10 protein-coding genes are annotated in these 12,467 nt (G+C 60.2%); 5 read left to right on the plus strand and 5 right to left on the minus strand.

The features are described from left to right. Position 1 precedes the first annotated feature (1 nt). From ACM6I0_RS08490 to gloB, 4 genes are all read right to left on the minus strand, one after another. A complete protein-coding gene (locus tag ACM6I0_RS08490; RefSeq protein ID WP_414922006.1) occupies positions 2-1,843 on the minus strand; it encodes an extracellular solute-binding protein in 1,842 nt (613 codons plus the stop codon). Next, positions 1,840-3,672, minus strand: a complete 1,833-nt coding sequence (locus ACM6I0_RS08495) for an extracellular solute-binding protein (protein WP_414922007.1) — start codon at positions 3,670-3,672, stop codon at positions 1,840-1,842. The genes ACM6I0_RS08490 and ACM6I0_RS08495 overlap by 4 nt, the downstream gene beginning before the upstream one ends. Positions 3,673-3,869: 197 nt before the next feature. Then, positions 3,870-5,324 (minus strand): transglycosylase SLT domain-containing protein, encoded by a 1,455-nt coding sequence (locus ACM6I0_RS08500; RefSeq protein WP_414922008.1) that lies wholly within the window; start codon positions 5,322-5,324, stop codon positions 3,870-3,872. 99 nt (positions 5,325-5,423) lie between these two features. Next, on the minus strand, positions 5,424-6,191 hold the full coding sequence (gloB, locus tag ACM6I0_RS08505; RefSeq protein ID WP_414922527.1) for a hydroxyacylglutathione hydrolase: 768 nt from the start codon (positions 6,189-6,191) through the stop codon (positions 5,424-5,426). A 65-nt stretch (positions 6,192-6,256) separates the two neighbouring features. Between gloB and ACM6I0_RS08510 the strand changes: the two genes are divergently transcribed. From ACM6I0_RS08510 to ACM6I0_RS08530, 5 genes are all read left to right on the plus strand, one after another. Then, positions 6,257-7,015: a class I SAM-dependent methyltransferase gene (locus ACM6I0_RS08510; RefSeq protein WP_090183231.1), complete on the plus strand. Its 759-nt coding sequence runs from the start codon at positions 6,257-6,259 to the stop codon at positions 7,013-7,015. A 92-nt stretch (positions 7,016-7,107) separates the two neighbouring features. Then, the gene (rnhA, locus tag ACM6I0_RS08515; protein WP_008028618.1) at positions 7,108-7,560 is read left to right on the plus strand and encodes a ribonuclease HI; all 453 of its coding nucleotides are present in this window, start codon (positions 7,108-7,110) and stop codon (positions 7,558-7,560) included. Positions 7,561-7,789: 229 nt separating this feature from the next. Continuing rightward, positions 7,790-8,548 carry a DNA polymerase III subunit epsilon gene (dnaQ, locus tag ACM6I0_RS08520; protein ID WP_285434416.1) on the plus strand — a complete coding sequence of 253 codons (759 nt, stop codon included), beginning with the start codon at positions 7,790-7,792 and terminating at the stop codon, positions 8,546-8,548. A gap of 128 nt (positions 8,549-8,676) precedes the next feature. After that, positions 8,677-10,932, plus strand: coding sequence for an Orn/Lys/Arg decarboxylase N-terminal domain-containing protein (locus tag ACM6I0_RS08525; protein WP_414922009.1), 2,256 nt, complete (start codon positions 8,677-8,679; stop codon positions 10,930-10,932). A gap of 14 nt (positions 10,933-10,946) precedes the next feature. Further along, on the plus strand, positions 10,947-11,561 hold the full coding sequence (locus ACM6I0_RS08530) for a GNAT family N-acetyltransferase (protein WP_285434420.1): 615 nt from the start codon (positions 10,947-10,949) through the stop codon (positions 11,559-11,561). On the opposite strand, the gene ACM6I0_RS08535 is transcribed toward ACM6I0_RS08530, so the two are convergent. After that, positions 11,527-12,420, minus strand: a complete 894-nt coding sequence (locus ACM6I0_RS08535) for a LysR family transcriptional regulator (RefSeq protein WP_414922010.1) — start codon at positions 12,418-12,420, stop codon at positions 11,527-11,529. The two genes, ACM6I0_RS08530 and ACM6I0_RS08535, sit on opposite strands and share 35 nt — an antisense overlap. Between the last annotated feature and the right edge of the window lie 47 nt (positions 12,421-12,467).

A 12,467-nucleotide genomic window follows, 5' to 3' on the forward strand; every position in this document is an offset into this window, starting at 1 on the left:
ATTACTCCGTGCCCGCAGGGTCGGCTTGCAGTTTGGTTTCGACTTCTACCGCCGGTTTAGCGTCGGGCTTGACCCACCAGGTGTTGATGCCAATGTCGTACTTGGGTGAGGTTTTTGGATGGCCGATGTGGTTCCAGTAAGCCACGCGCCAAGTCTTGATGTGCCAGTTGGGGATCACGTAATAACCCCATTGCAGCACGCGGTCCAGCGCCCGGGCGTGAGCCACCAGGCTTTTACGGGAATCAGCGTTGATCAGTTGCTCGACCAGCTGGTCCACCACCGGGTCTTTCAAGCCCATGGAATTACGGCTGCCGGGTTTGTCGGCGGCGGCGGACATCCAGAATTCACGCTGTTCGTTGCCCGGCGAGTTGGACTGCGGGAAGCTGCCGACGATCATGTCGAAGTCCCGCGAACGCACGCGGTTGATGTATTGCGACACATCGACCCGACGGATCACCAGGTCGATCCCGAGGTCGCTGAGGTTGCGCTTGAACGGCAGCAGCACGCGTTCGAATTCAGTCTGGGCCAGCAGGAATTCGATGCTCACCGGTTTGCCGTTGGTATCGACCATCTTGTCATCGACGATGCGCCAGCCAGCCTCTTGCAACAGTTGATAGGCCTTGCGCTGCTGCGTGCGGATCATGCCGCTGGCGTCGGTTACCGGGTTCTGGAACGCCTCGCTGAATACTTGCTCGGGAATTTTGCCGCGAAACGGGTCGAGGATCGCCAGTTGATCGGCGTCAGGCAGGCCAGTGGCGGCCATTTCCGAGTTCTCGAAGAAGCTGCGGGTGCGCACATAGGCGCCATTGAACAGCTGCTTGTTGGTCCATTCAAAGTCCAGCAACAGCGTCAACGCTTGACGCACGCGCACGTCCTGGAAGACCGGGCGGCGCAGGTTGAACACAAAACCCTGCATGCCAGTGGGGTTGCCGTTGGGGATCTGTTCCTTGATCAACCGGCCCTCGGTGACGGCCGGGATGTTGTAGGCGTTAGCCCAGTTCTTGGCGGTCATTTCCAGCCAGTAATCGAACTGCCCGGCCTTCAGCGCTTCCAGGGCCACGGTGTTGTCGCGGTAGTAGTCGGTGGTCATCACGTCGAAGTTGTAGAACCCGCGGTTGACCGGCAGGTCCTTGCCCCAATAGTCCTTGACCCGCTCATAGCGCACCGAGCGCCCGGCTTTGACTTCGCTGACTTTGTACGGGCCGCTGCCCAGGGGCATCTCCAGGTTGCCCTTGTTGAAATCGCGGTTCGCCCACCAATGTTTCGGCAAGACCGGCAACTGACCGAGGATCAGCGGCAGTTCGCGGTTGTTGCTGTGCTTGAACTTGAACAGCACGGTGAGCGGGTCTTCGGCGACCGCTTCGTCGACGTCGCTGTAGTAACCGCGATAGAGCGGGGCACCGTCCTTGGTCAGCGTCTGGAAGCTGAACACCACGTCTTCGGCACGGATCGGATGGCCGTCGTGGAAGCGTGCCTCGGGTCGCAGGTAAAAACGCACCCAGCTGTTGTCCGGGGCTTTCTCGATTTTGGCGGCGACCAGCCCGTATTCAGTGAATGGCTCGTCCAGGCCCTGTTTGGCCAAGGTGTCGTAAATCATCCCTATGTCGTCGGCCGGCACGCCTTTGCTGATGAACGGGTTGAGGCTGTCGAAGCCGCCGAACCCGGCCTGGCGAAAGATCCCGCCCTTGGGCGCGTCCGGGTTCACGTAATCGAAATGCTTGAAGTCAGCCGGGTATCTCGGCGGCTCGTTGTACAAGGTCACGGCATGTTGCGGGGCGGCGCAGGCCAGCCCGGCAAACAGCAGACCGCTGGCCTGCAAGAGCAGGGCGCTGACGGGTTTCATCGATCTTTCTCCGAAGATTTCAGCCACCATGCGGACAGCCCCAGAGTGTAGGGCGGCGTGGTGACGAAGGCGAACCGGTTGCGGTAGGCCAGGCGGTGATAATTGAGGTACCAGTTGGGAATCATGTAGTGCTGCCACAGCAGCACACGGTCCAGGGCTTTGCCGGCGGCGACTTGTTCATCGCGTGTTTGGGCGGCGAGCAGCTGTTCAAGCAAGTGATCGACAACCGGGTTCGCAATCCCGGCGTAGTTTTTACTGCCCTTGACCCCGACCTGGCTGGAGTGGAAATACTGCCATTGTTCCAGGCCCGGGCTGAGGGTCTGGTTCAAGGTCATGAGGATCATGTCGAAATCGAACTGATCCAGGCGTTGTTTGTACTGGGCGCGGTCGACGGTGCGCAGCCGTGCATCGACGCCAATGTTGGCGAGGTTCTCGACGTAAGGCTGAAGGATGCGTTCCAGGTTCGGGTTGACCAGCAATATCTCGAGTCTGAGTGGCTGACCCTTGGCGTTCTCGATTCGTTGGCCATTGAGCTTCCAGCCGGCCTCGGCGAGCAGCGTCAGGGCCTTTCGCATGGTTTCCCGGGGGATGCCGCGCCCTTCGGTCTTCGGCAGGCTGAGCGGCTCGGTGAAGAGCTTGGCGGGCAATTGCTCGCGATAGGGCTTGAGCATCAGCCATTCGTGCCCGACCGGCAGACCGGAGGCTGAGAATTCACTGTTGGGGTAATAACTCAAGGCGCGCGCGTAAGCGCCGCTGAACAGCGTGCGGTTGGTCCACTCGAAATCGAACATCAGCCCCAGCGCTTCACGAACCTTGCTATCGGCGAAGGTCGGGCGGCGGCTGTTCATGAACAGGCCTTGGGTCTGGGTCGGGATCTGGTGCGGGATCTGCGCCTTGATCACGTCGCCCCGAGTGACGGCCGGAAAGTTATAACCGTTATCCCAGTTCTTGGCCTGATGCTCGATGTAGATGTCGAATTCGCCAGCCTTGAAGGCCTCGAAGGCCACATCGCTGTCGCGGTAGAACTCGACTTCCATGCGATCGAAGTTGTACTTGCCGCGATTGACCGCCAAGTCCTTGCCCCAGTAATCCTTGACCCGTTCGAAAACGATTTGCCGCCCAGGCGTGACCGAGGTGATGCGGTACGGGCCACTGCCCAATGGAGGCTCGAAGGTGGTGGCCTTGAAGTCGCGACCTTTCCAGTAATGCTGGGGCAGCACCGGCAACTCGCCCAGGCGCAGGATCTGCAACGGATTGCCGGCGCGCTTGAACACAAAACGAATGCGCTGCGGATTGAGGATGTCGACCCGCGACACTTCCTGAAGGCTGGTGCGGTATTGCGGATGACCTTCCTTGAGCAGCAAGCGGTAGGAAAACGCCACGTCATAGGCCGTAATGGGTGTTCCATCGTGGAACCGCGCCTCGGGGCGCAGGTTGAACACCACCCAGCTGCGGTCTTCGCTGTATTCCACTGATTGGGCAATCAGGCCGTAACTGGAGGTCGGTTCGTCGCCGGACGGCGCGTACTGGCCGGTGCCGACCATCAACGGTTCGTTGAGCTCGTTGATGCCGTACTGCAGGAAATTGGGAGTGGAGACCGGGCTCGAACCCTTGAACGTGTAGGGGTTGAGCGTATCGAAGGTGCCAAACGCCATCACCCGCAACGTACCGCCCTTGGGCGCTTGCGGGTTGACCCAGTCGAAGTGGGTAAATCTGGCCGGGTACTTGAGCGTGCCGAACTGCGCATAACCGTGGCTTTCGGTGATCGTCGCGCTTGCGGTGGAGCTCAAGGCCAGGCTGATCAGGAGCAGGAGGAGGGGACGCTTCAAGTCAGAGATCCGATCCAGGCGGCTTGGGCTTTGTGGGCCGTACAGTAACAGCTTGTATCGACAGGAAAAAGACAGGGGGTTAATGCGCTGTTAATGGTGGGTTCGATAGCCCTGCGGATCGCAGATCCCGTGGGAGCGGGCTTGCCTGAAAACCCGCGCTGCGGGCATAAAAAACCCCTGAAATCAGGGGCCCATTCTTAGCGTGGCGAAGCAACCGTCAGCATCTGTCCCGGCTTCAGCGCCTGGCCGACCCGAGGGTTCCAGCGCTTGAGGTGTTGCATTTCAACGTTGAAACGTTTGGCAACCATATACAGCGAATCGCCTTGCTGAACCTTGTATTGGGTCGGCGGTTTTGCCTTGGCGGCCTTGCTGCCGTTTTTGCTGTTTGCTGCCACCACCGTGTTGACACGACCACCGCTGCGCTTGGTGGTGTCCTGCATCACCAGGGTCTGACCCACCTTGAGGTCCTTGCCGCTCATTTTGTTCCAGCGCTGCAGGTCCTTGACGTCGACCTTGTTGGCCCTGGCGATGGCGACGAGGTTGTCGCCACGTTTCACCCGGTAGGCGCGTTTGAGGCTGGCGACTTCGGACTCGTCGGCGCCTTCGAAGACGGGCGTGAACGATTTTTTGCTGATCAGCTCTTCAGGACGCATGGTCGACAGGCTGGCGGTCAGCAACTGTGCCTTGGACGTCGGCACCAGCAAATGCTGGGGGCCGTCGATGGTCGTACGCTGCTTGAACGCCGGGTTGAGCTGAAACAGTTCGTCCTCGTCGATGTTGGCCACCGCGGCAACCTTGGACAGGTCCATGCGCTGATTGATTTCGACGACCTGGAAGTACGGTGCGTTGGCGATCGGGTTGAGATTCACGCCGTAGGCTTCGGGTGCCAGTACGACCTGCGACAGGGCCAGCAGCTTCGGCACATAGGCCTGGGTTTCGGCCGGCAGTGGCAGGTTCCAGTAATCGGTTGGCAAGCCGAGCTTTTCGTTGCGCTCGATGGCGCGGCTGACCGTGCCCTCACCGGCGTTGTAGGCGGCAAGCGCCAGCAACCAGTCACCGTTGAACATGTCGTGCAGGCGGGTCAGGTAATCCATGGCCGCGGTGGTCGAGGCGGTAATGTCGCGGCGGCCATCATAGAAACGGGTTTGACGCAGGTTGTAGTAACGCCCGGTGGACGGGATGAATTGCCAAAGACCCACCGCGTCGGCCCGGGAATAGGCCATCGGGTTGTAGGCGCTTTCAATCACGGGCAGCAGCGCCAGTTCCAGCGGCATGTTGCGTTCTTCAAGGCGTTCGATGATGTAGTGAATGTAGAGGCTGCCGCGTTCGCCGGCGTTTTCGAGGAAGGATGGATTACTGGCGAACCACAGGCGCTGTTGCTCGATACGCGGGTTGACGCCCAGGCCGTCCTGCAACTGGAAGCCTTGGCGCATGCGCTCCCAGACGTCCTGTGGTACTTGCGGTGTTGGTTTTTCGCTGAGCCAGATGGGTTTCTGCTTGGCTCGCGCGGCGATATTCGGTGTGTGTGTCGCATCGGTCTGCGGCACATGGCTGGAACAGCCCGCCAGAGTGGCGGACACAGCCACCGCTATGGCTTGAGCCAAGCGGGTCAATGCGTCTGAATTGATGGCTTTACGAATAGATGACGACATTGGCTGGAAGTAAGTTCCGGGCAAAAATGTCGGGCGATTCTAGAAAGCGTACCCCCTGCGGTCAACCATTCAGAATTTTTGTACCAATAGATAGCCTGCTTAGAACTTATCTTTCCACGCCCGCAAGGCAGCAAAAACCGCACTCGGAGCCCGGTTATCGGTTCCGTTCCGTTCGTCCACTTTTTCTTTAACGGATGTTTCGCCGGTACGCAAAAACGGATTTGTGAGCTTTTCCAATGCCAGAGTAGAGGGCAGGGTCATAATTCCGGCTTCACGTTGCGCGGTGACTTTTTCCAGACGTGCGGTGGTGTCCGGATTACCCGGTTCGACCGCTGCGGCGAATTTCAGATTGCTCAGGGTGTATTCGTGGGTGCAGTAGACCAGCGTATCCTCCGGCAGCGCGGCAAGGCGCGAGAGCGAAGCGTGCATCTGCTCAGGCGTGCCTTCGAACAGGCGCCCGCAACCGGCGGCAAACAGGGTGTCGCCGCAGAACAGCAGCCCATGATGGTAATAGGCAATATGCCCCAGCGTGTGGCCGGGCACGGCGAAGACGTCGAAGTCCATCCCGAGCACGCTGACGCGGTCGTTGTCCTTGAGCGCCACGTCCCGCGCCGGGATGGTTTCGCTGGCCGGGCCATAGACGGTCGCGTCTGTCGCTTTTTTCAGCTGCTCGACACCGCCGACATGATCATGATGGTGATGAGTGATCAGAATATCGCTCAATACCCATCCCGGGTGCGCCGCCAGCCAGGCTTGCACGGGTGCGGCATCGCCGGGATCGACCACCGCACAGCGCTGGGTGCGATGGTCTTGTAACAACCAGATGTAGTTGTCGGTGAAGGCGGGCAGGGCACTGATCTGTATCATCGTCGGATTCGCCAAGCGGAAAACAATGGCGCATCTTAGAACTTCCTGGCGCGTTGGAGAATGCAATGACCGATAAAGCGTTCGCTCAGGCCGATCCTGAGTGGCTGACATTGATCAGCGCGGCCCGTGAATGGCTGTCCGGCCCCATTGGGCAATTTCTGCTGGACGAAGAGCGGCGCATGCTCGAAGACGAGTTGGGGCGCTTCTTCGGCGGCTACCTGGTGCATTACGGCCCGTCGGCCCAGACGCCGCCGTCGGCACCTCAGGTGCAGCGCAATGTGCGGCTCGGCGCACCATTGCCGGGCGTCGAGATCGTCTGCGAAGAGCAGGCCTGGCCGTTGAGCGAGCATGCCGCTGACGTGGTGGTGTTGCAGCACGGGCTGGATTTCTGTCTGTCGCCCCACGGTTTGCTGCGTGAAGCGGCCAGCAGCGTGCGCCCCGGCGGGCACTTGCTGATCATCGGGATCAATCCCTGGAGCACGTGGGGCCTGCGCCATGTGTTCGCCCACGACGGTTTGCGCAAGGCTCGCTGCATCTCGCCGTCGCGGGTCGGTGACTGGTTGAACCTGCTGGGCTTCGCGCTGGAGAAACGCCGCTTCGGGTGCTATCGTCCGCCGCTTGCGTCACCCGCCTGGCAGGCTCGTCTGGCCGGCTGGGAGCGCAAGGCCGGTGACTGGCAACTGTCGGGGGGCGGCTTCTATTTATTGGTTGCACGCAAGATCGTGGTGGGGTTACGCCCGCTGCGTCAGGAACGGCGCGAACCGATGGGCAAGCTGATTCCGTTGCCAATGGCCAAGGTCAATCGCCGCCGCATAGACCCGTAATACACACTTTATTTTCCCGGCCGGACATGTTCCGGCCTCGGGCATCGTCGGTCACGGATCGGCGAGCCACCGCATTTTCTGGATAGATTGGCATGAGCGATAGCGTAGAACTCTTCACCGATGGCGCCTGCAAAGGCAACCCTGGACCTGGCGGCTGGGGCGCGTTGCTGGTGTGCAAGGGCGTGGAAAAGGAACTGTGGGGCGGCGAAGCCAACACCACCAACAACCGCATGGAGCTGATGGGCGCGATCCGCGGCCTGGAAGAACTCAAACGCTCCTGCGACGTCCTGCTGGTGACTGACTCACAATACGTGATGAAAGGCATCAACGAGTGGATGGACAACTGGAAGAAGCGCGGCTGGAAAACTGCCGCGAAAGAACCGGTTAAAAATGCCGACCTTTGGAAACTGCTGGATGAACAGGTCAACCGCCACAACGTCACCTGGAAATGGGTGCGCGGGCACATCGGCCATCACGGCAACGAACGTGCGGACCAATTGGCTAACCGTGGCGTGGATGAAGTGCGCGGTTACAAACAAGCCTGAAGTCGCCTACTGATCGTTCCCATGCTCCGCGTGGGAATGCCTCAAGGGACGCTCCGCGTTCCAATGGGACGCAGAGCGTCCCGGGCTGCATTCCCACGCAGAGCGTGGGAACGATCAGTGGGAGCGAGCCTGCCCGCGATTGGGTGCAACACGGTGTATCTGAAAGACCCCAGCGAGCGTGTTAACATCGCCGTTTTTGCACGAATGACCCGTTGAGAGCTGAGCACTGATGGCCACCAGATCCGTTGTACTCGATACCGAAACCACCGGCATGCCGGTGACCGACGGCCACCGGATTATCGAAATCGGTTGTGTCGAGTTGATCGGTCGGCGCCTGACCGGCCGGCATTTTCACGTTTACCTGCAACCGGATCGCGAGAGTGACGAAGGCGCCATCGGCGTCCACGGCATCACCAACGAATTCCTGGTGGGCAAGCCGCGCTTCAGTGAAGTGGCCGATGAGTTCTTCGAATTCATCAAGGGCGCACAGCTGATCATCCATAACGCGGCGTTCGACGTTGGCTTCATCAACAACGAATTCGCCTTGATGGGCCAGCACGATCGTGCGGACATCACGCAACACTGCTCGATCCTCGACACCCTGATGATGGCCCGGGAGCGTCACCCGGGACAGCGCAACAGCCTCGACGCGTTGTGCAAACGTTATGGCGTCGACAACTCCGGCCGTGAACTGCACGGCGCCTTGCTCGACTCCGAGATTCTCGCCGACGTTTACCTGACCATGACCGGCGGCCAGACCAGCCTGTCGCTGGCCGGTAATGCGTCCGATGGCAATGGCTCGGGTGAAGGTGCGGACAACTCCGCCACCGAAATCCGCCGTTTGCCCGCTGATCGCCAACCCACCCAGATTATCCGTGCCAGCGAAGATGATCTGGCCCGACACGTGGCGCGTCTGGAAGCGATTGCCAAGGCTGCCGGGGCTCCGTCGTTGTGGCAGCAACTGGCCGAGGCCAAGGCTCAGGCCTGAATGGCTGGCCACATGATGGTGCGCCGGTTGACCTGCTTCGGGGCATCGGCGCTCGCCACATGCGCTTGAACCCTCTACCCTGAGGATATTGGCAGGCCGTGGCCTGCAGCCTCAGGACACTGAGCCTCATGTATAAAGATTTGAAATTCCCGGTCCTGATCGTCCACCGCGACATCAAGGCCGACACCGTCGCCGGTGACCGCGTGCGGGGCATCGCCCGGGAACTGGAGCAGGAAGGCTTCAGCATCGTTTCGGCAGTGGATTACGCCGAAGGGCGGCTGGTCGCTTCGACCCATCACGGTCTCTCCTGCATGTTGATCGCCGCCGAAGACCCCAGCGCCCACTCGCATTTGTTACACAATATGGCGGAGCTCATCGGCCTCGCGCGGGTTCGTGCGCCGGACCTGCCGATCTTCGCCCTGGGTGAGCAGGTGACGCTGGAAAACGCTCCGGCCGACGCCATGGCCGAGCTCAATCAACTGCGCGGCATTCTTTACCTGTTCGAAGACACTGTGCCTTTTCTCGCCCGGCAAGTGGCCCGGGCCGCCCGCAAATACCTGGATGGGTTGCTGCCGCCCTTTTTCAAGGCGCTGGTGCAACACACGGCTGATTCCAATTATTCTTGGCACACGCCCGGGCATGGCGGCGGAGTGGCGTATCACAAGAGTCCGGTCGGGCAGGCGTTTCATCAGTTTTTCGGCGAGAACACCCTGCGTTCCGACCTGTCGGTTTCGGTGCCGGAATTGGGTTCGTTGCTCGATCACACCGGCCCGCTGGCTGAAGCCGAAGCGCGAGCCGCACGTAATTTCGGCGCTGATCACACCTTTTTTGTGATCAATGGCACCTCGACCGCCAACAAGATCGTCTGGCATTCGATGGTCGCTCGCGATGATCTGGTGCTGGTGGACCGCAACTGCCACAAGTCGGTGTTGCACTCGATCATCATGACCGGCGCGATCCCGCTGTACCTGTGCCCAGAACGCAATGAGCTGGGGATCATCGGCCCGATTCCGCTGAGCGAATTCAGCCGTGAATCGATCCAGGCGAAAATCGACGCCAGCCCGCTGACCAAGGGCCGGGCGCCCAAGGTCAAGCTTGCGGTGGTGACCAATTCGACCTACGACGGCCTCTGTTACAACGCCGAGCTGATCAAGCAGCAACTGGGCAACAGCGTCGAAGTCCTGCATTTCGACGAAGCCTGGTACGCCTACGCGGCGTTCCATGAATTTTTTGCCGGGCGTTACGGCATGGGCACATCCCGTACCGACGATGGCCCGCTGGTCTTCACCACTCATTCCACGCATAAATTGCTGGCGGCGTTCAGTCAGGCCTCGATGATTCACGTCCAGGATGGCGGGGCGCGGCAACTGGACCGCGACCGTTTCAATGAAGCGTTCATGATGCACATCTCCACGTCGCCGCAATACAGCATCATCGCGTCGCTGGACGTGGCGTCAGCGATGATGGAAGGCCCGGCCGGACGTTCGCTGCTGCAGGAAATGTTCGACGAAGCCCTGAGTTTTCGCCGGGCCCTGGCCAATCTGCGGCAACACATCGCGGCGGATGACTGGTGGTTTTCGATCTGGCAGCCGCCGTCGGTGGAAGGCATTGATCGCGTCGAGACCCAGGACTGGTTACTGCAACCCGACGCCGACTGGCATGGCTTTGGTGGTGTGACCGACGACTACGTCCTGCTTGATCCGATCAAAGTCACCCTGGTGATGCCAGGGCTGACTGCAGGCGGTGCGCTGAGTGAGCGCGGGATTCCGGCGGCGGTCGTCAGCAAGTTTCTCTGGGAGCGCGGGCTGGTGGTCGAGAAGACCGGGCTGTATTCATTTCTGGTGCTGTTTTCCATGGGCATCACCAAAGGTAAATGGAGCACGCTGCTCACCGAGTTACTGGAGTTCAAACGCAGTTATGACGCCAACGTCAGTCTGGCGACATGCCTGCCGTGCGTGGCGCAACAGAATGTCGCGCGTTATCAGGGCATGGGTTTGCGCGATTTGTGCGATCAATTGCACGCCTGTTATCGCAGCAATGCCACGGCCAAACACCTTAAACGCATGTACACGGTGTTGCCGGAAATCGCCATGAAGCCAGCTGACGCCTATGATCAATTGGTGCGGGGTGAAGTGGAGGCCGTGTCGATCGATGCGCTGGACGGACGGATCGCCGCGGTCATGCTGGTTCCGTATCCGCCTGGCATTCCGCTGATCATGCCGGGCGAGCGGTTCACCGAGTCGACCCGATCGATCATCGATTACCTGTCGTTTGCTCGCACGTTCGACAGCAGCTTCCCCGGGTTTGTCGTTGATGTGCATGGACTGCAACACGAAGACGAGGGCAATGGACGGCATTACACCGTCGATTGCATCAAGGAATGAGGACCTTTCCCAGCATGCAGCCGATCATGAATCCAAAATATCCAGGCCTGTCGGTGCGCGTCGCCGATGAGGGTTTTGCGCCTTATATCTGGGGCAGTGATTTCAGTTTTGAAGTCGCTTCCTATGGCGTCGCCGAAATCGGCAAGCCGGTGGAGCAGTGGCGAGTGACGCCAATCACCCCGTATCGAAAGTGCTACGGCATCGATCCCGAGGAGTTCAGCAGTTTTCGCGATGCCGCCGACAGTGCCGTGTTCATGGCCTATCTCGATGACGAACCCGTCGGGCATCTGGTGGTCAGCACCAACTGGAACGGCTTTGCCCACATCGACGAGTTGGCCGTGCATGCGCCAGCGCGGCGCCATGGTGTGGCCAAGGCGTTGCTGGATGTGGCGCAGTTCTGGAGTCGCAAGAAGAAACTGCCGGGCATCATGCTCGAAACCCAGAACAACAACCTGGGCGCCTGCCGGCTTTATGAGCGCTGTGGTTTTGTGATTGGCGGGATTGATCATCTGCGCTATCGCGGCATCGACCCCAATACCGCCGAGGTGGCGCTGTTCTGGTACCGCTTGTTCGATAATCCGTTGGAAAATCCGCTCAGCTCGAAAGCATCGCCGCGGCTTGTTCCGTGAGGATGTCCAGCAGCGCCTGAACGGCCGGAGTGGGCTCGGCGTTTTTCAGCGTCAGGGCATAGAGGCTGATCGGCACCGCGGGTGCCAGTGGGCAGGCGTCGAGCCCGGTCGATTTGGCGCCGAGGGCGGTAAACGGATCGACAATCGCCAGGCCTTCGCCGGCCTCGACCATGCTGCGCATCATTTGATGCGTCTGCACCCGTGTCTGAATGACGGGGGCGGGGCGCAAGGCGTGCAACTTGTTCTCCAGCGCCGGGCTCAGCGGATCGTGACCTTCCAGGCCGACCATCGACTGGCCGGCCAGGTCCTGCAGGGAAATGTACTTCTGTTTCGGTTGCAGCCAACCGTGGGGTGCCAATAGCTGGAGCTTGCCTTGGGCAATCACCTGGCAATGAATGTCGGCGTGATCAGGGTCGTGCAGGCTCAGCCCCAGATCGCTTTCACGCAGCAGCAGGCTGCGGACGATATCTCGGGTCGGTTGGCTCAGCAGGGTGCAAGGCGCATCGGGAAGGCGTCGGCGCAAGGCCGCAATGCTCTGTGGCAACAGTTGGTGCGCCAGGGGTGGGGTACAAATGATGCGCAGCGGATGCGCCTGATATTGCTTGAGGCTACTGGCCAGGCGTTGCACCGGCTCAAGCGCGTCATAGACGTGGGAAATTTCGACCTGGAGTTCCCGCGCCTCACGTGTAGCCTGCAAGCGTCCACGCACGCTGGAAAACAGCATGAAACCCAACTGATCCTCGGCATCGCGCAAAAGGCTTTCAACCTCGGCCACCGGCAACTGCAACCATTCGGCGGCAGTACCCAGGTGACCGGTCTGCAAGAGCGCGTGGATCACTTCGATATGACGTAAACGCATGCGTGAAGTCCATGTTCAGCAGGTGAGGGAGTCAGTGACTGAATCCT

The sequence above is a fragment of the Pseudomonas sp. IT-P294 genome, from assembly GCF_949767865.1.
In the GTDB taxonomy this organism is placed as follows: domain Bacteria; phylum Pseudomonadota; class Gammaproteobacteria; order Pseudomonadales; family Pseudomonadaceae; genus Aquipseudomonas.

Coding starts and splice junctions, on each gene's coding strand:
- ACM6I0_RS08535 (WP_414922010.1), bottom strand. CDS start 12,420: ATGCGTTTACGTCATATCGAAGTGATCCACGCGCTCTTGCAGACCGGT.
- ACM6I0_RS08490 (WP_414922006.1), bottom strand. CDS start 1,843: ATGAAACCCGTCAGCGCCCTGCTCTTGCAGGCCAGCGGTCTGCTGTTT.
- rnhA (WP_008028618.1), top strand. CDS start 7,108: ATGAGCGATAGCGTAGAACTCTTCACCGATGGCGCCTGCAAAGGCAAC.
- ACM6I0_RS08510 (WP_090183231.1), top strand. CDS start 6,257: ATGACCGATAAAGCGTTCGCTCAGGCCGATCCTGAGTGGCTGACATTG.
- ACM6I0_RS08530 (WP_285434420.1), top strand. CDS start 10,947: ATGCAGCCGATCATGAATCCAAAATATCCAGGCCTGTCGGTGCGCGTC.
- gloB (WP_414922527.1), bottom strand. CDS start 6,191: ATGATACAGATCAGTGCCCTGCCCGCCTTCACCGACAACTACATCTGG.
- dnaQ (WP_285434416.1), top strand. CDS start 7,790: ATGGCCACCAGATCCGTTGTACTCGATACCGAAACCACCGGCATGCCG.
- ACM6I0_RS08500 (WP_414922008.1), bottom strand. CDS start 5,324: ATGTCGTCATCTATTCGTAAAGCCATCAATTCAGACGCATTGACCCGC.
- ACM6I0_RS08525 (WP_414922009.1), top strand. CDS start 8,677: ATGTATAAAGATTTGAAATTCCCGGTCCTGATCGTCCACCGCGACATC.